Annotated in this window: 22 protein-coding genes and 1 pseudogene; 10 read left to right on the forward strand and 13 right to left on the reverse strand. The window is 40.6% G+C overall.

The window, feature by feature from the left end; genetic code table 11:
• Positions 1-88: 88 nt before the first annotated feature.
• From FTU79_RS01765 to FTU79_RS01790, 6 genes are all read left to right on the forward strand, one after another.
• Positions 89-964, forward strand: coding sequence for an alpha/beta fold hydrolase (locus FTU79_RS01765; RefSeq protein WP_180048780.1), 876 nt, complete (start codon positions 89-91; stop codon positions 962-964).
• Between the two features lie 96 nt (positions 965-1,060).
• Entirely contained in the window at positions 1,061-2,428 is a 1,368-nt protein-coding gene (locus FTU79_RS01770; protein WP_111885839.1) for a Na+/H+ antiporter family protein, read from the forward strand.
• A gap of 306 nt (positions 2,429-2,734) precedes the next feature.
• Positions 2,735-3,346 (forward strand): OmpW family protein, encoded by a 612-nt coding sequence (locus FTU79_RS01775; RefSeq protein WP_111885838.1) that lies wholly within the window; start codon positions 2,735-2,737, stop codon positions 3,344-3,346.
• A 156-nt stretch (positions 3,347-3,502) separates the two neighbouring features.
• Positions 3,503-3,850, forward strand: coding sequence for a lysozyme inhibitor LprI family protein (locus tag FTU79_RS01780; protein ID WP_078189819.1), 348 nt, complete (start codon positions 3,503-3,505; stop codon positions 3,848-3,850).
• Positions 3,851-3,967: 117 nt separating this feature from the next.
• Positions 3,968-5,887, forward strand: a complete 1,920-nt coding sequence (gene htpG, locus FTU79_RS01785; protein WP_180048781.1) for a molecular chaperone HtpG — start codon at positions 3,968-3,970, stop codon at positions 5,885-5,887.
• Positions 5,888-6,040: 153 nt separating this feature from the next.
• Positions 6,041-6,316 (forward strand): hypothetical protein, encoded by a 276-nt coding sequence (locus FTU79_RS01790; RefSeq protein ID WP_180048782.1) that lies wholly within the window; start codon positions 6,041-6,043, stop codon positions 6,314-6,316.
• Between the two features lie 67 nt (positions 6,317-6,383).
• Here the strand turns inward: FTU79_RS01790 and FTU79_RS01795 are convergent, their stop codons facing one another.
• The 5 genes from FTU79_RS01795 to FTU79_RS01815 form a co-directional block, all read right to left on the reverse strand.
• Entirely contained in the window at positions 6,384-7,472 is a 1,089-nt protein-coding gene (locus tag FTU79_RS01795) for a hypothetical protein (RefSeq protein ID WP_373685641.1), read from the reverse strand.
• 149 nt (positions 7,473-7,621) lie between these two features.
• Entirely contained in the window at positions 7,622-9,070 is a 1,449-nt protein-coding gene (locus FTU79_RS01800; protein WP_180048783.1) for a hypothetical protein, read from the reverse strand.
• A gap of 11 nt (positions 9,071-9,081) precedes the next feature.
• Positions 9,082-9,261, reverse strand: a complete 180-nt coding sequence (locus tag FTU79_RS01805; protein ID WP_078189814.1) for a hypothetical protein — start codon at positions 9,259-9,261, stop codon at positions 9,082-9,084.
• Positions 9,262-9,611: 350 nt separating this feature from the next.
• Entirely contained in the window at positions 9,612-9,800 is a 189-nt protein-coding gene (locus tag FTU79_RS01810) for a hypothetical protein (protein ID WP_078189813.1), read from the reverse strand.
• Between the two features lie 234 nt (positions 9,801-10,034).
• Positions 10,035-10,283 carry a glycine zipper domain-containing protein gene (locus tag FTU79_RS01815; RefSeq protein ID WP_171525839.1) on the reverse strand — a complete coding sequence of 83 codons (249 nt, stop codon included), beginning with the start codon at positions 10,281-10,283 and terminating at the stop codon, positions 10,035-10,037.
• A 237-nt stretch (positions 10,284-10,520) separates the two neighbouring features.
• Between FTU79_RS01815 and FTU79_RS01820 the strand changes: the two genes are divergently transcribed.
• Positions 10,521-10,721, forward strand: coding sequence for a dodecin family protein (locus tag FTU79_RS01820; RefSeq protein ID WP_067761311.1), 201 nt, complete (start codon positions 10,521-10,523; stop codon positions 10,719-10,721).
• A gap of 77 nt (positions 10,722-10,798) precedes the next feature.
• Here FTU79_RS01820 and FTU79_RS01825 read toward each other — a convergent pair whose 3' ends face one another.
• From FTU79_RS01825 to ompR, 5 genes are all read right to left on the reverse strand, one after another.
• Complete coding sequence (locus FTU79_RS01825; RefSeq protein ID WP_111885832.1) at positions 10,799-11,485, reverse strand: DsbA family protein; 687 nt, start codon at positions 11,483-11,485, stop codon at positions 10,799-10,801.
• A 146-nt stretch (positions 11,486-11,631) separates the two neighbouring features.
• Positions 11,632-12,051 (reverse strand): GNAT family acetyltransferase, encoded by a 420-nt coding sequence (locus FTU79_RS01830; RefSeq protein WP_168377983.1) that lies wholly within the window; start codon positions 12,049-12,051, stop codon positions 11,632-11,634.
• Between the two features lie 126 nt (positions 12,052-12,177).
• A complete protein-coding gene (locus FTU79_RS01835; protein ID WP_180007250.1) occupies positions 12,178-13,695 on the reverse strand; it encodes an acetyl-CoA hydrolase/transferase family protein in 1,518 nt (505 codons plus the stop codon).
• Positions 13,696-13,901: 206 nt separating this feature from the next.
• A complete protein-coding gene (locus tag FTU79_RS01840; RefSeq protein ID WP_168377982.1) occupies positions 13,902-15,362 on the reverse strand; it encodes an ATP-binding protein in 1,461 nt (486 codons plus the stop codon).
• A 285-nt stretch (positions 15,363-15,647) separates the two neighbouring features.
• The gene (gene ompR, locus FTU79_RS01845) at positions 15,648-16,412 is read right to left on the reverse strand and encodes a two-component system response regulator OmpR (RefSeq protein WP_078189809.1); all 765 of its coding nucleotides are present in this window, start codon (positions 16,410-16,412) and stop codon (positions 15,648-15,650) included.
• 335 nt (positions 16,413-16,747) lie between these two features.
• On the opposite strand from ompR, the gene FTU79_RS01850 reads away from it, so the two are divergent.
• The 3 genes and pseudogenes from FTU79_RS01850 (at position 16,748) to FTU79_RS01860 (ending at position 23,578) form a co-directional block, all read left to right on the forward strand.
• Complete coding sequence (locus FTU79_RS01850) at positions 16,748-19,108, forward strand: Tex family protein (RefSeq protein ID WP_180048784.1); 2,361 nt, start codon at positions 16,748-16,750, stop codon at positions 19,106-19,108.
• Positions 19,109-19,197: 89 nt separating this feature from the next.
• Complete coding sequence (locus FTU79_RS01855) at positions 19,198-21,165, forward strand: DUF2075 domain-containing protein (protein WP_180048785.1); 1,968 nt, start codon at positions 19,198-19,200, stop codon at positions 21,163-21,165.
• 232 nt (positions 21,166-21,397) lie between these two features.
• A pseudogene (locus tag FTU79_RS01860) lies at positions 21,398-23,578 on the forward strand (SulP family inorganic anion transporter).
• 70 nt (positions 23,579-23,648) lie between these two features.
• Here the strand turns inward: FTU79_RS01860 and FTU79_RS01865 are convergent.
• The 3 genes from FTU79_RS01865 to FTU79_RS01875 all read right to left on the reverse strand — a co-directional run bounded on the left by FTU79_RS01865 (position 23,649) and on the right by FTU79_RS01875 (position 25,629).
• Positions 23,649-23,963, reverse strand: coding sequence for a hypothetical protein (locus FTU79_RS01865; protein ID WP_078189807.1), 315 nt, complete (start codon positions 23,961-23,963; stop codon positions 23,649-23,651).
• A 72-nt stretch (positions 23,964-24,035) separates the two neighbouring features.
• A complete protein-coding gene (locus FTU79_RS01870) occupies positions 24,036-25,115 on the reverse strand; it encodes a patatin-like phospholipase family protein (RefSeq protein ID WP_180048786.1) in 1,080 nt (359 codons plus the stop codon).
• A 106-nt stretch (positions 25,116-25,221) separates the two neighbouring features.
• Positions 25,222-25,629, reverse strand: coding sequence for a hypothetical protein (locus tag FTU79_RS01875; protein WP_180010239.1), 408 nt, complete (start codon positions 25,627-25,629; stop codon positions 25,222-25,224).
• Between the last annotated feature and the right edge of the window lie 15 nt (positions 25,630-25,644).

Below are 25,644 nucleotides of genomic sequence, written 5' to 3' on the forward strand. Positions count from 1 at the left end.
ATGAGTTTCCAAACTGTGGCATTGATCACATTGCCCATGTTCACAAATAAAACGTCAATTCGATGGAATCGATAAAAGGACAAGAAGAATGCAACCACTAAATACGCAATGGGTGAATACCACAGATCAACAACGGCTCTATGTGAAGACATGGGGTGATGAAACAAAGCCAGCATTGGTTTTGGTTCATGGTTATCCTGATAATCAGGAAGTATGGGAACCGGTTATTGAACATCTTATTGCTGAATTTTATATCGTCACCTATGACGTGCGAGGTGCAGGGCAGTCCTCTGTGCCCCGTAAAATACGAGATTACCGTTTAGAACAACTTTCACTTGATTTGGATAGTGTGACGCAAGCGGTATTAGGCGAGCGTAGTTTTCACCTAGCTGCGCATGACTGGGGTTCAATCCAATCTTGGGAGTCGGTCACAGAAGCAAAGTTTAGATCGCGAATTTTGTCTTATTCAACCATATCTGGGCCATGCTTAGACCATGCTGCATTTTTATTAAGAGATAACTTTAAACATCAGCAAAAAAAATTACTCAAATTGTTGAGCAAGTCATGGTATATCGGAGTATTCCAATTACCATTTCTTGCACCTGCCGCTTGGCATTTTTTGAATGCAGAGCGATGGGGGAAAATTGTTAATGATTTAGAACGAACTCAACAATTGCCGTTAAATCATAATATTCAACATGACGGTAAATATGGTATCGCGCTTTACCGTGCTAATTTTACTCCTCGTTTAACGCAGCCAAGACAACGTCATGCTATATGTCCTGTGCAAGCCATCGTATTAAAATATGATACTTTTGTCAGTCCAGATTACATTAAAGAATTAACTAATTGGGTTGAAGATTTATCGGTGGTTGAAGTCAATGCCAATCATTGGGCTGTGCTAAGCCAACCCGAAAAAATTGCAGGTTACATCGCTCAATTTGCGCAATCACAGCAGCTTTAAGTAAATCTTTCAACAGTGTCAGTTTCATCGATAGGGGGCTAAATAGCGAGCAAATTCTGATAAAATACGGTTTTTTGTCAGACTCCCTTTTTTCTTATGTTTGCTATTCTTGCCGCAATTACAGTCATGTTTGGACTGTCGCTGGCACGCGTGCCTGTTGTATTTGCACTGATCATTGGTGCAGTAACAGGTGGCTTGTTAGCTGGCCTTGGTATTCATGGCACCATCGAAGCGTTTAATAGTGGCTTAGGCAACGGTGCTCAAATCGCACTTGCTTATGGCGTGTTGGGGGCATTTGCTTTGGCACTTGCGCGTTCAGGTTTGCCAGATTTACTGGCTTATCAACTCATTACTAAACTCAAAGGTAACAGTAATGTGAAAGCCCAGAATCGCGTGAAATACGTAATTTTCGCTACTATCGCTTTAGCCGCCGTATGTTCACAAAACGTGATTCCAGTGCACATTGCGTTTATTCCAGTATTAATTCCACCATTACTCAGCGTATTTAATCATTTAAAACTTGACCGTCGTTTGATTGCTTGTGTTCTGACTTTTGGTCTTGTGGCGACTTATATGCTGGTACCTTTTGGTTTTGGTGCTATTTTCCTTAATGATATTTTAGGTCAAAACATCAATACCTTTGGTAAGCCATACGGTTTCAACATCAGCTATGATCAAATTCCAACTGCTATGGCAATTCCAGTATTTGGGATGTTTGTTGGCTTATTAATTGCTGTTTTTTATAGCTACCGTAAACCACGAGAGTATGCTGACGTTCAGGTTAAGGAATCACAGCACACCATCTCCTCTGATGTAAAAGCAGATGAAAATGGTAAACCACAAGTCGCTAAATTTACTTTGATTATGGCTGCGGTTGCAGTGGTTGCTACGCTTTCTGTTCAAGTCATATCTGAGTCGATGATTTTGGCGGGTCTCGTTGGTGTTGCGATCTTAAGCTGTGCAGGTATCTTTAAGTGGAAAGAAGCCGACGATGTCATTATCAGTGGTATGCGCATGATGGCACTTGTGGGTTTCATTATGATTTCTGCGCAAGGCTTTGCATCTGTGATTGAGGCTACGAATCAAGTACCAACACTGGTACAAGCTTCAGTTGAATGGATTGGAAACAGCCAAGGTTTAGCGGCATTTTGGATGTTATTAATTGGGTTATTAGTTACCTTAGGTATTGGTTCTTCATTCTCAACAATCCCAATTTTGGCCATTATTTATGTACCACTTTGTATTCAATTTGGTTTTAGCCCAGCGGCAACGATTGCCATTATTGGTACAGCAGCAGCTTTAGGAGATGCAGGTTCTCCGGCATCAGACTCAACTTTAGGCCCAACATCAGGCCTTAATATGGATGGTCAGCATGACCACATGAAAGACAGTGTGGTCCCGACCTTCATTCACTACAATATTCCATTAATGATCTTTGGTTGGATTGCCGCAATGGTACTCTAAAAAATTTTCAAAGATAAATAAAAAGGCGATTATATAATCGCCTTTTTTGTTATTTAATCCTGAGGATTTTGGTTGGATTAAAATAATTCATTTTATTAATTCTGATTAAAAAGGTTGGTATATTATGAATAATAAATTAATTATAACGGTGAAAATATAAAACCAAGCATTGCACTATGATTAAAATAAATATATATAATTAATAATGACTTATATAATAATGTAAAAATTTATAAAATAATAATGTTGCATAATTTTAATACTAATGTTTAATATTAATTATTCATTCTAGAAGGTTGCTTTAAAATGTTAAAACAAGCTGCTCTTATTGCATTATTGGGTATGTCTGCTTCAGCGATGGCTGGTCAATGGCAGGTTAAAGTTGGTGCTTCTGTAATTGCTCCAACTGCAGATACTGATATTGCTAATGGTGCTTTAAATGTAAAAGCAGATCATGAGTTTGCATTTACACCGTCTGTAGAATATTTCTTTAATGACAACATTTCAGCTGAATTACTATTAGCTACACCAATTAGTCATGATGTGGATGTAACAGCTGCGGGTTCAAAAGTTGCTGGTGTTAAATTGAAACATCTTCCACCAACAATTACTGCGAAATATAACTTTAAAAATTCAACTGGCTTTACACCTTACATTGGTGTGGGTGGTACAGCATTTGTTGCTTGGGATGAAGATGGTTCAGGTGTGCTAGAAGGCACAAAGGTTAAAGTGAAAGAGTCTTATGGTTTTGCAGGTCAAGTCGGTTTTAACTACCAGCCAGCTGATGCAAAAAACTGGGGCGTATTCTTTGATGCACGTTATGCTCAAATCCAGCCTGAAGTTCAAACAGTTGTCGAAACTTTTGATTTAGATATCGATCCTATGGTGTATACAATTGGTTATAGCTACAAATTCTAAGCTGTAGCTGATCTTAAAACCCTGCCTAATGGCAGGGTTTTTTATGCAGCATACTCCATTCATCAGTTGATCGAATTGAACAAATAGGCAATAGAAAATTTAGGTAGAAGTGTTAGAGTCGAGATAAATCAGCAAGTTGGATGAAGAGAAAAGACGATGAAAAAAATTATTCAGGGTATGCTGGTCTTGGGCAGTGCTTATTTTATTTCGACAAGTTATGCCGCAAGTTTTGATTGTAAAAAGGCGAAAACCATTACCGAACATGCGGTTTGTGATAACCGTAGTATTAATGATGCCGATGTCAAAATGGCAACAACCTATACGATTATTCGTCATTTGGTTCCCATGGGGACACGTGGTGCAATTCAAGATCAACAAATAAAATGGCTACAACTACGCGATCAGTGCCGTGACAATGTCAGTTGTTTAAGTGATGTATATAAAATGCGGCAGCAAAAACTGGATCTCTACATGGACCGCGTTTATAAACAAGGACCTTTTTAAACCTTAAAATTTAGTGCGACAGAATAAAAATTTTCCATTCACACTATTGAAAAATAGTGAAGTCCCTCCATTCATATAGGCAATTGATAATTTTACTCAGTATGAACGGAGAGACTGATGAGCGAACAACAATCTCAAAAACACAGCTTCCAAGCGGAAGTGGCTCAGTTACTGCATTTAGTAACACATTCTTTATATTCAAATCCTGAAATTTTCCTTCGTGAGTTGGTATCAAACGCATCTGATGCCTGCGATAAATTACGTTTTGAAGGCATTAACCATCCTGAATATTATGAAAATGATCCAGATTTACATGTGCGTATTCATTTAAATAAAGAGCAGAAGACAATTACCATTTCGGATAATGGTATTGGTATGACACAACAAGAAGCGATTGATCATTTGGGTACGATTGCTAAGTCTGGCACTAAAGATTTTATGTCGAAGCTTACGGGTGATCAAAAGTCAGATGCACAATTGATTGGTCAATTTGGTGTGGGCTTCTATTCAGGTTTTATTGTTGCTGAAAAAATTACAGTGGAATCACGTCGTGCTGGGGTAAATGCCGCTGAAGGGGTACGTTGGGTTAGTAATGGTACAGGTGAGTTTGATGTAGAGCCAATTGATAAGGCTTCACGTGGAACCGACATCATTTTGCATTTACGCGAGGATGCTTTAGATTATTTAGATCGTTACAAAGTTAAGCAGATTATTAATAAATACTCTGATCATATTAGTTTGCCAATTGAGATGCAGAAAGAAGTTTGGCAACAAGAGGAAGCTGCCGAAGGCGAAGAAGCAAAACCTGGTCAATATGTACTGACGGATGAATGGGAAGCGATTAACTCAGCAAGTGCATTATGGACGCGTAATAAAAATGAGATCAGTGAAGAACAATATACTGAGTTTTATAAAAACCTGAGCCATGATTTTGAAGCTCCGCTTGCGTGGACACACAACCGTGTAGAGGGAAGTACGGAATATACACAGTTACTTTATATTCCATCTCGCGCACCAAGCAATATTTTCACACGTGAAGCTAAAGCAGGAATTAAGCTGTATGTGAAACGTGTATTTATCATGGATGATGCGGATAATTTGATTCCTAATTATTTACGTTTTGTTCAAGGTGTGGTGGATAGCGCAGACTTACCACTTAATGTAAGCCGTGAATTATTACAAGAAAGTCGCGACGTTAAAACGATTCGTGAAGGTAACGCCCGCCGTATTTTAACGGTGCTAGATGGTTTGGCGAAATCTGAAGATGTTGCTGATCAAGAGAAGTTTGCAAAATTCTACGCTGAGTTTGGTTCAGTCTTAAAAGAAGGCTTAGGCGAAGACATAGCGAATCGTGAGCGTATTCTAAAATTATTACGCTTTGCTTCGTCAAATAATGATGAAGTGAAAACATCATTTGCAGACTATAAAGCCAATATGAAAGAAGGCCAAAAGGCAATTTACTATGTGACTGCTGATAGTTTAAATGCTGCGAAAAACTCACCACAACTTGAATTGTTCAAGAAAAAAGGTATCGAAGTGCTGCTCATGACTGAACGAGTGGATGAGTGGGCGATGGAATTTGTTTTTGAGTTTGATGGAACACCATTACAGAATGTATCGAAAGGTGCAGTTGATTTGGGTGATCTACAAGATGCTGAAGAGAAGAAAGCACTTGAGGAAGCTGCTGAGCAGTTTAAACCTGTTGTTGAAAAACTGTCGGATGCGTTAAAAGATAAGACCTCTGAAGTGCGTGTAACAACACGTTTAGTGGACTCTCCTGCGTGTTTGGTGGTGGCTGAGGGTGAGTTATCACCGCAACTGGTCCGTATGCTAAAACAAGCAGGACAAGCGGTTCCCGAGTCAAAACCAGTCTTGGAAATCAATCCATCCCATCCGTTGGTACAAAAATTAGAAAGTTCGGCGCAGTTTGATGACTTGGCGAATGTTATTTTTGATCAGGCGTTGATTGCTGAAGGTGGTTTACCCGAAGATCCTGCCCAATATATCAAACGGATTAACAGCTTATTGCTGAAGTAACGGTAGATATGAAATGAACCTCCTTCGGGAGGTTTTTTATTTGGTTTTTCGATAGAGCACATGAATAAAAACGTCCATGTTTTAATCTTTAAAATAAATTAAAAATAAATAATTAATCTATAATAACGATCATTAAGTATTGGGAATCTTAAGATGAAAATTTTAGTGATCGCTGTAATGGGCTCGCTGCTGTCTATGGGCCTCATGCAATCTGCTCAGGCAGACAGCTCTAAGCAAAAAATGGTGCGTAATGACCGTGTGCAGGTTTCAAAACAAATCGCACAATATGATATCAATCCTTTTGTAGATAGTCGCCGTGTGATGCGAAATGATCGTATTCAGTATAGTTTTCCTAAAGTGAAAAAAGTCGCTGAAAAACAGCCGAGTATTGTACGTAATGATCGTGTGCGTGTGATTAAGAAAAATTGAACCTGAGTAATTAAAAAAAGCCCATCCTGTTGAGATGGGCTTTTTATTCGCTGTGAAATAGAGGGTATTAGAACAAGGCTTCAAGGCGCACTAAAGCGCCCACAAAATGGCTTTTATCGTCACGATGGTTGTTGAGGTAGTTGAGATCACCTTGGATATAAAACCATTCGCGCAGAAAGGGCTGTCGCCATGATACATAGGGTCCCCAACTGTTTAAACGCAGTTGATCGTTATTGTAAAAACCACCTGTATACAGTCCGTAGTTGAATCGGTTACCTTTAAAAAATTGGTGTTGGCGGTAACTGAAGTTATCCCATTTCAGATCATCATCCTGTGCATCTGCATAGGTCAGGTTGAATTGGTTTGAGATAAAGGGTTGGCCTGGACGGGCATGGGTTAATTCTAAATTGGTTCTCAGATAATTTTCACTGTCGATGCCATAGCGATAAATTTGTTCGGCTAAAAAGCTAAAGTCGTTGTCGAGTTGCCATTTTTTAGCTGCTTTTAAGCGGACATATAGGTCATCTCCAGATCGTAAGCCGAGATCGACATCGGTTTCAAATGGAAGCCGATCTGAAATTTCAGACCAACGTAACGCGAGCGAACTGTTGTCATCCCGCGCTTGCTTATTGTCATAATGTTTATCGTTTCGTCCATCCGGATTTTCATTGGTAATCGCGGCATTATTTTCAAGCTCATTATCCAAAGAGTCATCACCAAACACGACGCTTAACTTTTTCTCCAAGGTCGGAAGCTTAATTTTACCGCGAATACGTGGCTTAATTTCGTATTCATCGTGCTTATTCCAACTGTTGTCTAAAATCACCCTAAGGGTAGCATTGGCTGGTTTATCAGGCTCACTTTGCCCAAACCAGTTATCCATGCGAACGGCCGTTCGATCTGCCCAATTTCGGACTTTCTTCTGTTGTCGATCGGTCCAGCTATTATTTTCCGTTTGTTCTGTTGTCGGAACAATGGGGTGATCTGATTGTTCAGGTAAGAAGGTCGGTGTTGCATCAATCCAACGAGGAATTTGATCTAAAAAATCATAGGTCTTTGGCATGATATACGGTGAACTTTGCTCGGTTGCAGGCACATCCTGCGAATGTTGCCCCTCAGTTTCATTGGCCCAAGCAACTTGATACATCAAGCTCATTGATGCGGAAAAAAGCAAAGTCCGAATAAAGTACTGTTGTTTTTTATGCATATGTTTTGGCTCTATTTAATTATCATCTGAGTATCCTGCATCTGTAGTTTTGTTATTTTTGTCGGATAAATGCAAGCCAAACTACAAAATAAATGCAATTAATCTTCGGTCGTTTGCTTAAGTGCTTGATAAAGCGAAATCACATCAATGGGTTGAGGCAATTGTTGGATCACATTTTGGATGCTTTGCCAATTTAAACCTTGCTGTCGATGGAGGATCAAATAGGGAAGGGCTTGTTCGGTACGCAAGAGTGCCATGCGTTTTTGACCGTGGATTAAACGTATTTTTTGACGTTCTTGTAATAATAACAGCGGGGTATGTAGCGTCGGTTCAGGTTCATCAAAATGAATGAATTTTTGCGTATTAACTAACTGTGCCGGGATAAATGGATAATAGTCGTTTTGCGACCAAATTATTTCAGCCTGCTGAGACTGTTGATAGAGCTGATCAGGTGCAGCACAGAGTTGCTCTAGATTGTCCCATGTCATGACTTTAATCGCGGCAAGTTCATGTTGATGTTGTTGGCAAAACAGCTGAGAGAGTCGAATGGCTTCCATTTGCGTTTGAGCACCAAACAACAAGAGATATTTGATGAAGCGACCTTCGGTATTGATTTGCTCTGCTAAATACAGTGGCTGGTTTTTCCAATCTGTACCATCTGTCGTATGCAATAGAACATCAAGTTGCGTTGTGAGTTCAGGCTGATCTATAAACTGCAATTCATACAAGGCCAATTGCGCATCGATGTTTTGCAGCGTTTGAACGCGAGCGGCATATTGAGCGATTTGAACCTGTTCAGGAAGTTCAACGCCTGCCATTGTCGAGTTGAGATGTTCCTCCGATGGCGCATGTGTTGGCTGCTCAATTAGAACAAGAGGAACGGTATCAGGTGCAGAAAGCTCCGGTTTATTTGTATTTGAGTTATCAAGCAACGTATCCGCTTCATTGATTTGCTTATCGCAATGATCTAGATCGACAGAACCGTCTTTATTTATCGCTTCAATTGGCAGTAGGTCGTCCACACTTGCGGCAACACAGCTTGGCGCTGTGATGATTTCATCCTTTAGGCGTAAGGTATGTAGACTTAGATCGGTATCACTGATTAAACATTTATATAGCTGTTGTTGTTCAATTAACCAATCATAGCATTCGTTAAAATTGCCCCATTCACTGAGTAAAGCCGTGCGCTGTTTGGCTGGAATCATCCACACTTGCCAACCTAATTCATGGTCATGCAGCAAGGCCCAACCCATCTCTGGATATTGATATAAAGCATTTTCAAGTGCAGCATCATGGTTAAAATAGCCACGAAATAACAATGAATATGGCGTTTGTTTGGAAAATTCAGTGGCAGCCATTTGTGGCTTAGTTAATGCACGATAACTTAATATTTGCTTTTGAAAAATTGGTTCATCGCATAAGGCAAAAATTTCATGAATCCGACGTTTAGAAAGCGCAGTTTCATAAAAACTCAAAGCACGGTGTTCAAGTTGATGGGTCAGTACATGGATTTCTTTTATTAATTGTACTTTCTCTTGTAAATTCATTTGTCCGCTTCCTAAAGGACTTTTTGTGCTTTTTCTAAATATTTAGCCAATACAATATTGGTTGCAAGTTCTACTAATTTATATTCAGCCGAATTCGGGTTTCGATATGTATTGGCCAATTCAATCAGGCGTTCAATATCTATGACCTGCGGTGAAATTTTTCCTTGTATCAGTGCCTGAAGTTCTTGCATAGGACAATGTAAATTTAAAAATAATGAAGTCGATTAGTTCATTTGATTATAGAGATTTCATTAAAAAAAACATGGAAATAAATGTCAGCTTCTACAAATTAAGCGTTAAATATGACAATTAATGCGCATTTTGTTTAAAAATAATACCAAATCATTAGCTTAAAGATAGGTTTTGCAAAAGATATAGCGGTATGGTTTGATCAATTTTTTTGAAGTCATCATCAGCGATTAAGCGCTGCTAGACGTTGATTTTTAATGTTGAGTAAAGAATAAAGCCCAAAGAAAAGGCACAAAAAATAAAAAACCGATGGTGGAAGCCATCGGTTTTTTATGGAAAAATCAGCTAAAAATTAAGCTTTTTTTTCTGTGTTTGTTACAACTTCGGTTGTATCAGCAGCGGGTGCTTTGTTATCTGCATTGGCAGTTTCAGCAGTCACAGCTTTTTTTACTGGAAAATCTGGTACATAAACGATTTGTGCAGAAACAGTTGCAGAAAGCGCCATCACAGCAACAGCCATAGCATATTTGATTGCGTTCATTTGTGTATTCCTATCAATCATTAGTGACTCAAAAATTGAGTCAGGGAGAAAATTAATCACTTGAATTTATGTGAAAATAATATCAAAAAATAATCAATTAAAAATGATCGATTCGGCAACGCAAGATAAACGGTATGAATTAATATTTATATAAAACAGTCTATTAGAGTTATTGCTCTAGAGCTTTTGGTGGCTGAGTGACAGCGTTGTATCACTCAGATAAAGATGAAAAATCTATGAATGTTTGGCACATTTCTTTTCATAGACTTTGCCTGCGATACCACCAATAATGGCACCGCTGATCGTACCAAAAACGGGCAAAATACTGCCTGCAACAGCACCGATCGCAGCACCTTTGACGGTCGGAGAAAAGCGAGAGAGAAAGCTATTCTTCCCTGTTTGCGACTCGTTGGCGGTTGCTTGAGGGGGTGTATTGGTAGATAGATCGGTTTCAGCAGAAGTTACTTGAGGTTCAATTGTCATGACATTACTCCCGAGCATGATCATTAGAAGAATGAAGCTTTTAGCCTAATCGGAAGCGACCACTGCTTAAACAGAAAGCATGTAATAAATGATGGTCAGTTTGTAATCCCGCGAAGTGGAATTCACTCCTGTGTAAGACATGTAATATTTTGCTGTTTTGATGTTTAAAAAATAACCAAAATAAGCGACTTAATCATATGATGAAGTTTCAAAATCATAACAATGAGGATAAATACAATGTCAGTTGCTAAAGTCGTTGAAGTAAATGCAAGTAGCACAAAAAGTTTTGAAGATGCAATTCAAACGGGAATTAATAAAGTCACTGAAACCGTGAAAAACGTTCAGGGTGCATGGATTAATGAACAGAAAGTCGTGGTGAAAGACAATAAAATTGCGGAATATCGAGTGAACTTAAAAATCAGCTTCTTGGTTGAATAAGTTTTAATTTTATTGATGTTAAAAACTGATCAAAAAAAATCCCCGAAGTTCGGGGATTTTTGTTTGAACACGCTGAATTATTTTTCAGGCGTTTCACAGCTTTCATCATTACACACAGGTGTAGGAGCAAGCTCAGGAAGTTCCGCAGCTTTGTCCATCACTTTTTTAAATACATCTTTCGGTTGAGCGCCTGCTAAAGCAATGCGTTGCTCAAATACAAAGAACGGTACACCCGTAACTTTAAGTTGATCGCGTGCTACTTCTTCATCGTATTTGACGAAATCGGCAAATTCATCTGAGTCTAATAAATCATCGACTTCAACAGGGTTTAGACCAATACGAGATGCAACGTCTTCTAAGGTTTCACGTTCACCAATGGCCAAGCCTTGCGTCATATAGCTATAGAAGAAAGCTTCTTTGGCTTCACTACCGAGACCTTTGCTTTGTGCAAGGTGAATCAAGCGGTGCGCGTTGAAAGTATTGCCTGAATTGGCTTTTTGCCAGTTAAATTCAATACCTTCAGCTTTCGCCATTTCGGCGATATTGCGCTGCATTTCCTCTACTTCTTCAATACTGCGACCATATTTTTGAGCCAGACGTTCAGTATTGGAAATTTCTAGACGAGCGGGCGCATCTGCATCAAGTTGATAGCTATGCCAAAACACTTCAAGTTCTACACCCGATTCTTCGGCAGCAGCTTCAAGGCGTTTTTTCGCAATATAACAAAATGGGCAAACCACGTCTGACCAGATATCTACACGCATGGGAAATCTCTTTTCTATGTTCTGGGAAAATGATGGGGGCAAATCCTAAAATTTAAAGCCAAGCAATGCAATCCATTTTTTTCGATGGCGCAATGTCGAGTTTTTTTGATGTTGTTTCAAGGCTTGACCGAAGAATTGTCGGGCCACTAATCCGTGATTAAACGTTTACCCAAACAAATCACTTCAACCTCTTCATAGCCCAATTGTTCATAAAAATTTTGTACGTCAATGTTGTCTTGGCGAATCAGTAATTGAAGTTTGGGGCAACCTAAAGCAATTAAGCGTTTTTCTAATTGCTGAATGAGGGCGGTAGCGACGCCATTTCGCTGAAAATGTGGATGTACGGCAAGATAATTGACCCAGCCTCGGTGTCCATCATAGCCACCCATGACAGTTGCGATCAATTGATCATCTTTGACAGCCAATAAAAATAATTGATCACGTTGAGCCAATTTTCGAAATATATCAATTTCAGGGTTATTCCATGGACGGGTCAGATCACACAGTTCCCAAAGTGCAATCACTTCATCTAAATCAGATTCGAGATAGGGGCGGATAATAAACATAATTTTTGTTTTAGCATGTATTTTGACCAATTTAGATTAGTCGAGTTTTGCAGACTTGATAAGTCATATTGAAAAATAAAAGCCATAAAAAAACGCTCCGAAGAGCGTTTTTCATTTCACTGTCAATTAAGCAGTTTTCACTTCAGGTTGAGCAGCTAACATGTGGCCGTTCTCTTCGAAGTTGATGTGCCAAGACAATGCTTCACGTAGAAGGTGAGGTGTTTGACCACCTTTCGCACATGCACGGTCGAAGTAATCATTTAGCGCATCACGGTACATAGGGTGAGCACAGTTGTCGATTACTGCACGAGCACGTTCACGTGGAGCAAGACCACGTAAGTCAGCAAGACCTTGTTCAGTAACTAAGATGTCAACGTCGTGTTCAGCATGGTCAATGTGAGAAGCAAATGGAACAACAGAAGAAATGTCGCCGCCTTTTGCAATTGATTTAGTCACGAAGATCGCCAAGTGTGCATTACGTGCGAAGTCACCTGAACCACCGATACCGTTCATCATTTTTGTACCGCAAACGTGAGTTGAGTTCACGTTACCGTAGATATCAAACTCAAGCGCAGTGTTGATACCGATGATACCTAAACGACGTACAAGTTCTGGATGGTTCGAAATTTCTTGTGGACGTAATACAAGTTTGTCTTTGTATTGTTCAAGGTTATTAAATACTTTTTCGCCATATTTAGCAGAAAGCGTAATAGAAGAACCTGAAGCAAATTTCATTTTGCCTGCGTCGATCAATTCAAATGTACAGTCTTGAAGTACTTCAGAGTACATGATCAAGTCTTCAAAGTTTGAATCTTTAAGACCAGTCAATACTGCGTTTGCAATTGAACCGATACCTGCTTGTAATGGACCAAGGTTTTTCGGTAAACGACCTTCTTCTACTTCTTTTTCAAAGAAAGCGATCAGGTGGTTTGCAATACCTTGAGTTTCATCATCAGGTGCAGTCACTGTAGATGGAGAGTCATGCAATTCGTTGTTAAATACGATACCTACGATTTTTGAAGGATCGATGTTGATTGCATGTGTACCAATACGTTCGTCAACTTGAGTCAATGGAATCGCTTGACGTGTTGGACGATACGTTGGGATATAAATATCGTGTAAGCCTTCGAATGCTGGGCTTAAGTTGGTGTTGATTTCAACAATCACTTTTTCAGCAAAAATTGCGAAGCTTGCAGAGTTACCTACAGAAGTTGTAGGGATGATGCCACCATCTTCAGTGATCGCAACAGCTTCAATAATTGCCACATCAGGCTTTTTAAGCTGAAGGTTACGCATTTGTTCAACTGTTTCAGACAAATGCTGATCGATGAACATCACTTCGCCTTTGTTGATGGCTTTACGTAATGTATTGTCTACTTGGAACGGTAAACGACGAGCAAGAACACCTGCTTCAGTCAATTTTTTGTCCAAATCGTTACCCAAGCTCGCGCCAGTAATTAGGGTAATTTTAAGAGGATTAGCATGAGCCTGTTGAACCAACGCTAAAGGTACAGCTTTCGCTTCACCTGCGCGTGTGAAACCACTCATACCTACCGTCATACCATCCTGAATGAATTCAGCAGCTTTTTCTGCGCTGATAACTTTGTCGTGAAGGGCAGCTAAACGGATGCGATCTAAAGACATCATATACTCTCGTGAAATTCTCAAAACTGATACGGATTGTACCGATCAAAAAAGCCATTTTGCATACCTGTTAGGCTAAGGTCTAATTTTTTGAAAAAATGTGGGTATAAGATTTTATTATGTTTTTTAAACTACTGAATAATAAAGTTAAAAATATCAATGGTTAAAGCTTAAACAAAACTGTTCGTTGCTTTTTTGAACGCTTGTTAAAAGCGTTCAGTTAAACTTTGCTTAATTTTTTCCAATGGGCTGTTGTTTAATATTTCATCATTTTCGAGTTTTTGCAGTGGTAAAGAAATGATCGCTTCGAGTCCACCTTCTGCTCGATTGTGAATTGAAAGTTGACCTTCGTGAATATCCACAATACGTTTTACAATGGCTAAACCGAGTCCACTGCCTTGAATGGTACGTGCATCATTACCACGTACAAAAGGTTGCATCAGGTCTTCAATTTGGTCTTCAGGAATCCCTTCGCCATTATCGGCAACGCGAATTTGAATATGATCACCTTCATATTCGGTAGACAGTTCAATCGGCTCGGCACCATAGCGTTTTGAGTTATTGATTAAGTTCCCTATTAATCGTTTTAAGGACAGGCTGCGTGCTTGAATAACGGGTAAGTCTTGGGGTTCAAAGCGAATATCTAAGGGTTTAAATTGAATCACTAATTCCTGCAATAACGCATTTAAATCGGTATCTTGCGGAACTTCATCTGAACCGTCACGCATATACGAAATGAACTGATTCAGAATTGCATCCATATCTTCAACATCGTAAATCAGACCTTCTTTTAGGAAGTCATCATCAGGCATCATTTCTGCGCTGAGTCGAATACGGGTCAGCGGAGTACGCAAATCGTGGGAAATACCGGCCAACATGATGCGGCGATCACGTTCAGTTTGTTCCAGCGTGTAGACCATGTGGTTAAAGGCTTGGTTTACTTCACGGATTTCTTGTGGCCCATGGTTGGTTTCTAAATAAGGTGCAGTGCCGTGTTTACTATAGTTGTTTGCCGCATCTTGTAAACGTTTTAGTGGACGGTTGAGCTGACGAACCAAGGTTAAGATAATGATGCCAGCAATCAGCGGAATACCCAATAACCAGCCTAAAATCAGCTCTGCGCTATAGTTGGCATAGGTTTTTAAAGGCTCGCGAACCCAGTTGCCATTCATTTCTGGAGTTTGAATCCAGATGCGTGGGTCAGGTTTAAATTGGAAATACACGGTCGCATTATCAATGCGCATTTCTTTGGCCAGTTTCTTTTCAATTTGATTGGTAAAGAACTCTGCAATGACTTTGTCTTTGACATTGGGGAATTCTTTCGGATCGGTCACATATTCGATCCCGACACGGTTGCGCATCCAGTCGTCGACATCCACTTCGGCATTGTTATGAAAAATCCGTAAATCAGGATTGTTAATGATTTCAAGCTCGACCGCGAGGTAACGAGCATGTTGTTGAATTTCGGGTAAATAGAGTGTGCGCCAAAAGAACCATAAGGACATAAACAGGCTAAAAAACACCACAAATAAGACCAATACGGTGGTCCGCATGGCTGCAGAGCGGGGTTTGATTTTATCGAGGAAGCGTTCCCAAGGTGTCCGTTTTTTTTCGGAGTAGGTAACGTAGTCGGTAAATTCCTGTGGGTCGATGGGTTCGAGTTTCACGCTATATCCCTAGAGTAAATTTTAGAGTGTGAGATCAATTAACCCTGTTGGATACGCGTTCAGGTCATACGCAACTGTTCGAGGCAGGAAGCATGGAATAGATTATGTTTCTGCGATGATTCTGATATGAAGCAGAAATGAGACGAGTTTTGCGTATGACAATGGTTTTGCTTACTTTTGCCGAAACAAAAGTAAGGCGAACCGCAGGTTATTGGATAAATTTAATGTTCAATGAAAAGACTCCGCCTAATGAACGGCGGAATTTTTTATTACTATTTATTTGGCTTATTCAGCACCATCTGGAACAAAGACATAACCTACGCCCCAAACGGTTTGAATATAGCGCGCACGTGCTGGGTTTTCTTCAACCAAACGACGCAGGCGAGAAACTTGAACGTCAATTGAACGTTCCATAGCACCCCATTCACGACCACGAGCAAGATTCATTAACTTGTCGCGTGTCAGTGGTTCACGTGGGTGTTGAACTAATGCTTTGAGTACGGCAAATTCACCCGTTGTTAATGTGACGACTTGACCTTCACGGGTTAATGTACGAGTAGACAGGTCGAGTGACCAAGGACCAAAAGACACCACTTCCATTTGTTGGCTTGGTGCGCCCGGAACTTCACGCACTTGACGACGTAATACGGCACGAATACGTGCCAAAAGCTCATTCGGGTTGAATGGTTTTGGTAAATAGTCATCTGCACCGGCTTCAAGTCCAGCAATACGGTCTGAATCACTACCACGAGCGGTCAGCATAATGATCGGGGTATCGATGCTAGATTGGCGCAGACGGCGACAAATACTCAAGCCATCTTCAACAGGTAACATAAAGTCGAGCACAATCAGGGAAAAGAGTTCCCGCTGCAACAGACGATCCATCTGAGTCGCATCATGTGCGGTTTTGACCACAAAACCTTTATCTTCTAGGAAGCGTTGTAAGAGGGTGCGTAGACGCACATCATCATCGACAACCAGAATGCGTTCGACTCGGTCGGTTTCGGCTTGTACGGCATCTGTTTTTTCAGCAGGTACAACTAAACTCATGACGTGCTCCTTATTCTTTATTGTCATCGTAAACAAAAAGTCGATTTCACTTGAGTATACGATTCATTTATATAAATTTACTATGCTCTAAAGCAACAAATATTGCAGTTAAAATCAAGACATAGATACCAAATGTATACATGTTGTTCGAATCAGTTTGCTTGTCTAAGTCTCGCTAATTTGCTGTTTCATAGTCAGTTTCGTAAAAAAATGTGTATTTGAGATGAATTGGCATTAAAAACCACGAATAAATTTATAAAAACAATTGTGGATTTTATGGTCTTGGTCTTTATAATCATGGCTTTTAGAACTTATCCTTGCAGGGATCTAATACGATGACTGACTTAGTTCAGCAGTTGGCAAAAGAAATTGCCGTACGTCCAAATCAAATTGAAGCTGCCATCAAGCTCATTGATGAAGGTGCCAGTGTTCCATTTATCGCACGTTACCGTAAAGAAGTGACGCAAGGTCTGGACGATACTCAATTACGTCAGCTCGATACACGTCTGACTTACCTGCGTGATTTATTTGAGCGCCGTGAAAAGGTAATCGAATCTCTAAAAGAACAAAACAAGTTATCTGATGACTTACTTGCTCGCGTGAATGCAGCAGAAACTAAAAATGCTTTAGAAGAGATTTACGCACCGTACCGTCCAAAACGTACCAGTAAATCATTTAAAGCCAAAGAAGCGGGTTTAGGCCCAATCGCTGAAAAAATCTTTAATGAAGCGGTTGATCCAACCGAAGCTTTAGCTGGTTTTAGTCATGAAGATTATGCTGATGTTGAAAGCCAATTAGACGCGATTCAACACATTTTAATTGATGACTGGGCACAAAATATTGCATTAACCACTGAGCTAAAAGCGACATTTGCGAAAACTGCAGTGTTGAAAAGTTTAGTTGCAAGTGATGAGAAAAAGGAAGTCGGTAAAAAATTCCGTGATTACTTTGATTTCTCTGAAAGCTTAAACAAAGTCCCTTCACACCGTTTATTGGCGATGCTCCGTGGCCGTCAAGAAAATGTCTTGGGCTTAAAAGTTGATGGTGAAGATGATGCGCCATTGGCTCGTATTGATACTGAATACAATTTAGAAACAGCTCAGCCACAAGCGCGTGCAGATTTCTTAAAACAAACTGCAAAATTGTTCTGGCTCGGTAAAGTTCGCCCTGCGATTGAACATTCATTATTGACTGAAAAACGTTTGGCTGCTGAAGCTGAAGCGATGGATGTCTTTGCTGAAAACCTACGTCATTTATTACTTTCTGCTCCTGCAGGGGCACGTTGCACATTGGGTGTAGACCCTGGCATCCGTACGGGTGTGAAATTGGCTGTTGTGAATGCATCAGGTGATGTCCTTGCACATAGCACGATTTACCCATTTGCTCCGAAAGAAGACAAAGCTGGTTCAGTTGCTGAACTTGCGCGCCTTTGCCGCGAATTCAATGTTGAATTAATTGCGATTGGTAATGGTACTGCAAGCCGTGAAACTGAAGCTGTTGTGGCTGAAATGATGGCAGCAAATACAGACTTGAACTTGATTCGTGTGTCAGTATCTGAAGCAGGTGCGTCGGTTTACTCTGCATCTGAATTGGCGTCACAAGAGCTTCCAGAGTTGGATGTTTCAATTCGCGGTGCTGTGTCGATTGCACGTCGTTTACAAGATCCATTGGCGGAGCTTGTGAAAATTGATCCGAAATCGATTGGTGTGGGTCAATATCAACATGATGTGAACCAAACCGGTTTGGCAAAAACGCTAGAAGCGGTTGTGGAAGACTGTGTGAACTCAGTAGGTGTCGATGTCAACACAGCATCATCTGCTATTTTGGGTTATATCGCGGGTCTAAACAAATCGATTGCACAGCAAATCGTTGAATTCCGCAAAGAAAATGGTCGTTTTGATAACCGTCAAAGTTTGAAGAAAGTACCTCGTTTAGGCGAACGTACCTTTGAACAAGCAGCAGGTTTCTTACGTATTCAGGATGGTTCTGAACCATTGGATGCATCTGCAGTTCACCCTGAATCTTATGGTTTAGTAGAAAAAATTGTGGCAGCGAAAGCAACCACAGTCAAAGATATTATTGGTAATACTGAAATTATTCGTCAGGTCGATGCAGCAGCATTTGTAAATGATCAATTTGGTTTGCCAACGATTCAGGACGTTTTATCTGAACTTGAGAAACCAGGTCGTGACCCGCGTCCAGAGTTCCGCACGGCTAAATTCCGTGAAGACATCACTGAAGTTGGTCAATTGACTGAAGGCTTACAGCTTGAAGGTGTGGTTACGAATGTGACGAACTTCGGTGCATTCGTGGATGTGGGTGTACACCAAGACGGTTTAGTGCATATTTCTGAACTTGCAAATGAATTTGTTGCAGATCCGCACAAAGTCGTGAAACCAGGTCAAATCGTTCAAGTTCGTGTACTAAATGTCGATGTTGAACGTAACCGTGTCAACTTGTCTATGCGTGCAGAAGGTGCTGCTGCAGCGAAACCACAACGTCAACCACGTCGTGACAATGCGCAGCAAGAACAACGTGGTGAGCGTAAGCCACATGCGAAACGTCCACAGCATGCCCGTCCGCAAGGCGACCGCCCACAAGGTCATAAAAAACCTCAAGCAGCGAAACCACAAGAAAATAAAATTGGTGGTTTAGGTGCGTTGTTATTACAAGCAGGGATTAAAGGTTCGAAGTAATCTTTAACTGTTAAAAAAACCTCCCATTTGGGAGGTTTTTTTATATAAGATTAAAACAATCAAAGCTTAAATAAACTTAGAAGACCATAATGTTACGTAGTTATTATCAGGGTTCAGTGCAACAATTCATACATACAAATGAACAAGAAATTATGGGGGCTTTGGCACTACAGCATGAATTTGCATTGGAAGATTTACAAAAGAACGCTTGGTTAAAACAAATTGAGATTTTAAAACAACAGTTGGATTTTTTAGATGAGGGAGAAATCTTTTTTGAATTCTCTATTCCACGGATGGGTAAGCGCGTAGATAACATTCTTTTGATACGTAATTTAATTTTTGTTATTGAATTTAAAGTAGGTGAAAAGAGTTACCCACAATATGCTAAGACTCAGGTCATAGATTATTGTTTAGATTTGTTGAATTTTCATGAAGGTAGTCATCAGCAAAAGGTCATACCACTTTTAATTTCAACCCAAGCTCAAAGTTGTGAACAGTCATGGTCAGCGGTATCCACTTATCAAGATACTTTATGCTGTAACACCCATAATTTACGGATTGTAATCGAACAAGCGCTTGATCAATTTGCAGGTCTTACGCAACTTAATATCAAACAGTGGGTTGAGTCTCGATATAAACCAACACCCACAATTATTGAAGCAGCTCAGGCGTTATATCAAGGTCATACAGTGGATGAAATTTCTAGAAGTGATGCCGGTGCAAAAAATTTAGCGATCACTTCGAAAAAAATCGAACAAATTATTGAAGATGCAAAATTAACAAATAAAAAAACGATTTGTTTTTTAACGGGTGTACCTGGTGCAGGAAAGACATTGGCCGGTCTTAATATTGCGAACCAGCGTTTAAAAACAAATGAACAAGAACATTCTGTATTTTTATCTGGGAATGGTCCTTTAGTTGATGTTTTACGTGAAGCATTGGTTCGAAATACCGTGGAACTTGCTAAGCAACAAACAGAAAAAAAGACGCGATCTGAGGCAGAACGTGAAGCCAAAGCCTTTATACAAAATATTCATCATTTTAGAGATCATTATTTGAAGTCAAATGAGGTGCCAATCGAAAAAGTCGTTATTTTTGATGAAGCTCAAAGGGCCTGGCAAAAGGATCAGGTTTCAAACTTTATGAAACAGAAAAAAGGTATTGATAATTTTTCGATGTCTGAACCAGAGTTTCTCATTAGTGTTATGGATCGCCACGCTGATTGGTGTGTCGTTGTTTGCCTGATTGGTGGTGGGCAGGAGATTAACACTGGAGAAGCAGGTGTTTCTGAATGGCTATCAGCATTAGAACATAAATACCCGAAATGGAAGATCTACTTTTCTAACAAAATTTTGCAGGATAAAGTCTATTTAACTGATCCTAAACAACAATTCTGGGTTCAAAAAAATGGAAAAAATGAGGAAGATTTACATCTTGCTGTTTCTGTCCGGTCATTTCGCAGCGAACAAGTTTCACATTTGATTCAACATGTATTAGATGGTGATGCAAAGTCCGCGAAAGAAACTTACCATATGATGTCCCAAGATTATCCTATTCTGCTTTGTCGTGATTTTAATGTTGCTAAACAGTGGTTAAAAAGAAAGGCTAAGGGTTCAGAGCGCTTTGGGGTTATTGCTAGTTCGGGTGCCAGACGTTTAAAAGCCGAAGGTATTGATGTAAAGAATAAAATAACACCTGCAGATTGGTTTTTGAATTCAAATACAGATGTACGTTCTGCGTATTATTTGGAAGATATTGCAACTGAGTTTGATGTGCAAGGCTTGGAAATAGATTACAGTTGCGTGGCATGGGATATTAATTTTTATTTTGATCAAGATTGGCAATTTCAAGCCTTTAAAGGTAGTCGATGGCAAAATATAAGGCAAACTGAAAAGCAGAAATACCTGTTAAATGCATATCGAGTGCTACTGACTCGGGCGCGACAAGGTATGGTGTTGTATATACCATCTGTAGATGACAGTGACTGGACTCGTCCCAAGAAATATTATGATTCGACGTATAATTTTTTGAAGCAATGTGGTTTCAATACGCTATAAAAAACCTCCCATTTGGGAGGTTTTTTTATTTCTTTTAAGGCTTATCAAAGATAAATGAGCTGAATCTTAAACTTCGCAATAAAGTGTAAAAATCACACAAATCACGTATCAAAACACACTATAGAATCGTTCGATTGTCAGACAATATAAGTCACGCCATAAAGTGGTCACAAACTTTAGGCTTTACATACTTACATCTAATTATTTGATATTTATTATAAACGGTAAAATGATGACATCTAAAATTGAACGACATCGATTTCATATTCACGACTTTTTATCTGGAACAGTGGTATTTCTCGTGGCTTTACCGCTATGCCTAGGCATTGCATTGGCTTCTGGCGCACCGATTCTCTCTGGCATTATTTCCGGCATTGTCGGTGGTATTTTAGTCGGAGCATTGAGTGGCTCACATATCAGTGTTGCAGGGCCAGCAGCAGGTTTAACAGCAGTCATTTTGGTACAGCTTGAACTACTCGGCGGCAACTATGCCGCCTTTTTATTGTGTATTGTTTTTGCCGGTATTTTACAGATTGGATTTGGCTTATTTCGGCTCGGTTTCTTTGCCAACTTTATTCCAAACAATGTCATATTGGGTTTATTGGCAGCTATCGGGCTGATCTTGATTGGGAGTCAAATTCCTTATCTGTTTGGCTTGAACCAATTTTCATGGTCAGTGTTGTGGCAGTCACAGCCGCTCAATTTGCAATGGGATGTGGGTGCCATTGTGATCGGTATCGGTAGCCTTGTACTGATGTTGCTTTAGGAGCAGAGCCCATGCAAAAAATGGGTTTTGCCTTCAGCCTTGGTTGCTGTCGTTCTTGCTGCACTATGTAATGCCGTGTTGGTGCTTAGTGGCTCGTCTTTTGCAGTTCATCCATCAAATCTCATCCAACTTCCTAACCTTTGGGATCAGCCACAAAATGTGATGATCTTTCCGGATTGGACCGCTTTAAATAATCCTCTGATTTATACGGGCGCTATCACTTTGGCGGTTGTGGCGTCATTAGAAACTTTATTGAATTTAGAAGCAGCAGATAAATTGGATCCGCATAAGCGCTCTTCACCCCCCAACCGAGAGTTATGGGCGCAAGGCATCGGCAATGTCGTTTCGGGTGCTATAGGCGGGATGCCGCTGACGTCAGTAATTGTTCGTAGTTCGGTCAATGCCAGTGCTGGAGCTAAAAGTAAATGTTCTGCCATCTTTCATGGCGTGTTGCTCCTGTTTGCCGTGCTGTGTTTAGTGCCTTTGATGAACATGATTCCACTTTCAGCATTAGCTGCAATTTTAATCCTCACAGGTTTTAAACTGACGCATCCCAAATTGTTTAAACAGCTTTATTTAAAAGGTTGGAAACAATTTATTCCTTTTATCATTACCTTGTTGGCGATTTTACTCACAGACTTATTGCTCGGAATCTTGATTGGTTTAGCCAGTAGTGCGGCCTTTATTTTATATGCCAATTTTAATAAGGGACTGAAGGTGTATAAAGAGCATCATTTACATGGGGTGATTACACGGATTGAATTGCCTTCACAAGTCAGTTTTCTCAACCGTTCGGCATTAATATCTGCATTGGAACATATCCATCGCGGCGAACAAGTGGTGATTGATGCTACACATGTGAGTGATATGGATGCTGATATTTTCCAGCTTATTCAAGAGTACCAGCAGGAAAAGGCAGCACAGCGTAAAGTGCAAGTGCAGTTGATTGGTTTCAAGACACACTATGCCGATGCGCAGGAGGCGGCATTAGATATAGATATTAGTACAGCAGCTTTACAGCAACGTTTGAACCCAGAGGACGTGCTCGCTTTGCTTAAAGCAGGCAATAAACGTTTTGTACAAAATGAGCGTTTGCAACGAGATATCTATCGGCAACTGCGGGTGACCGCTGAAGAAGGGCAGCATCCGATTGCGGCAGTGTTAGGTTGTATGGATTCTCGTGCGCCGACTGAAATGATCTTTGATGTTGGAATTGGCGATTTATTTAGTTTACGCATTGCGGGGAATGTCGCGGGACAAAAAGTTTTGGGATCATTGGAATTTGCCTGCGAAGCCAAAGGTGCCAAAGTGATCGTGGTGCTTGGTCATACGGACTGTGGTGCGGTTAGCAGTGCTTGTCAGTTGCATTTAGCTGGTCAATCGATTCAGAGCCTGACGCGTATGCCACATATTCAATATGTGCTGGGGCCACTCAATGAGTCTGTATCGCGTGTTGCCGAATTGATGCAACCACAAACGCTGAGTCCGGCATTTTTAGAGCAAGTGACGCAAATGAATGTGCATTACAACATCCGCTATATTTTGCAAAATAGTGAAGTGCTACAGCAGTTGGTGCAAGAAGGTAAAGTGGCGATTGTTGGTGCAGTGTATGATGTAAAAACTGGACGGGTTAATTTCTTCGGATAAATAAAATCCGATGACATAAAAAAGGATCATCATGAACACATGATGATCCTTTTTATTGAACTAAAATACATTAGCGAATCATCGGTACGATCCAACTGGTAATGATCAGCAAAATACCGAAGTGTCCCAATTTACGGGTGACATATACCAATTTAGACGGTTTTTGTTCCAATTGTTTCGCATAGTCTTCGATACTAATGCCTTGTTTTGCATTACTAGTAAATAAAAATACCGCCAAATCGATACAAATTAAAATGGTACCGACATCTGCCACTACTTCCATTAAATCGTATTGGCCGCTGATCAAGGCGGTTGACACTTGATAAACAAGGAAAAGTGCAAAAGCGATGCAGGCATACTGCAAAACAGTTAAAAATATCCGCATAAATCTATACTAAATAAGCTCAAAATTCTGAAACAGGATTATAGCGTCCCTCGCAAGAGATTACTGTAACGCTTAGAGTGCTTGCATGACTGCTGGGAAATGTTGCTTCTCAACCATTTCCAAAAACTCATCGCCCATACGCTGACTTTCAGCCACGCATTGGTTCCACATTTTAATCCGTTGTTGGTTGTCTAAACCTTTGAGGGTAAAATCTTTGCGGTCAGGCAGTCGGCCAAGCGGCAAGCTTGCAAGGTATTCTTGTGAAGGTGATAGTAACAAGGTACGCGCTTGATTGTCTGGATTAGCCTGACGTTTAAATAATTTATCAAACCAACCGGGGGTGATGCTATCTGTGAAATGTGGATATAGTACGATGCCTTGACTTTGGAAGGGCAGGTCAATGTGATAGTCGATTAGGCCGCCATCGCGGTAACTGCCTTGTGGTGCATCAGGGATATCACGGATCGCGGCCATAACACCAGGAATAGATGCAGATGCCATAAGCCACGGCATAACACTATTTTGAGTCAATGCATGGTAATGCGTGGTAAAGCCATCATCCGCCACGGTAAATTGATGACCTGACACAGGCTGACTAATTACACGCTGCATGAAATAACGACTGTGTTTACGTGCGAGCGCTGTCGTTCCCACGATTCCTGCGACAGAGGCTAATAGCGGCAGAGCTTTATCACTTTGGAAAATATGCTGAGCTTTGACTGAAAGCACAGTGAGGTGATAATCCGGGTGATTAACCAGTGCCGCTTCTTGACCTTGAATCAAATCGATCAGCATGCCACGACACACATCGCTGACTTCTTGACGGCTCATCTTTTTATGAAAGCTCAGATTGGTATACAGCTCAGAGAGGCGTTTCGTCCCTTCAATGGCTCCCCAAGCAGCAATACTGGCAAAGCGCCAACTGCCAATCGATGAACCAATTAAAGTACGCTTTTGTTGCGCGCGTGGCAAAAAGTCAGCAAAAATCGCCTGATCTAAACCTTGAATACCAATGCCTTTCGGACCACCCGCAGCACCGGGCAGGATATCCACTTGAGCAGCGTTTAAACCCTCTTGTTCAATCAGTTGGCGGGCTAAATGGCCAGCACGGATATTGAGCGCAGGCGGTCTTTTTTGCAAAATTTGAGTCATGGTAGTCGCTTAAAATACAGTCGTAGAATTATTCTAATGCGTTTTTGCACAGACCCAATGGCTGAAACTTCCGACAAATGACTTCTCAGTCATATCAGGGCGTCTCTCAGGAATGCTGTAATAGTTGTTCGTTATGCCGATGCAATTGAAACAAACTGAGGCAGACGATTGCCCATGTCGCCATTGGAAAGACCGCCCAAGCAAATAGGTTAATGATAAAAATCACGGCCCCAGCTAATAACCAATAATTTAACCCCGCCATCAGCTTTTGCTGTGGCAAACAAAGTAGGAATAAACAGGGAAGTGCATTAAAGAGAATGATCCACCAAAATGTAGCGCTATGCTGCATCCGATACAGGGTGGTGTTGGCTGGCGGTTGCCAGTTTAGAAAAGGCATGTGCATATTTAATTGAACCAACACATCGAGCAGGGTCGAAAAACTATACAGCAAGGCCGTTGCACATGCTCGGAGAGGGTTTCGACCATACAGTACCCCTAAATAACTGTATGACATGGCGTTCAGCCTTAT

Origin of the sequence: Acinetobacter sp. YH12144 (genome assembly GCF_013418345.1) — a bacterium.
GTDB classification, from domain to species: Bacteria; Pseudomonadota; Gammaproteobacteria; order Pseudomonadales; family Moraxellaceae; genus Acinetobacter; species Acinetobacter amyesii.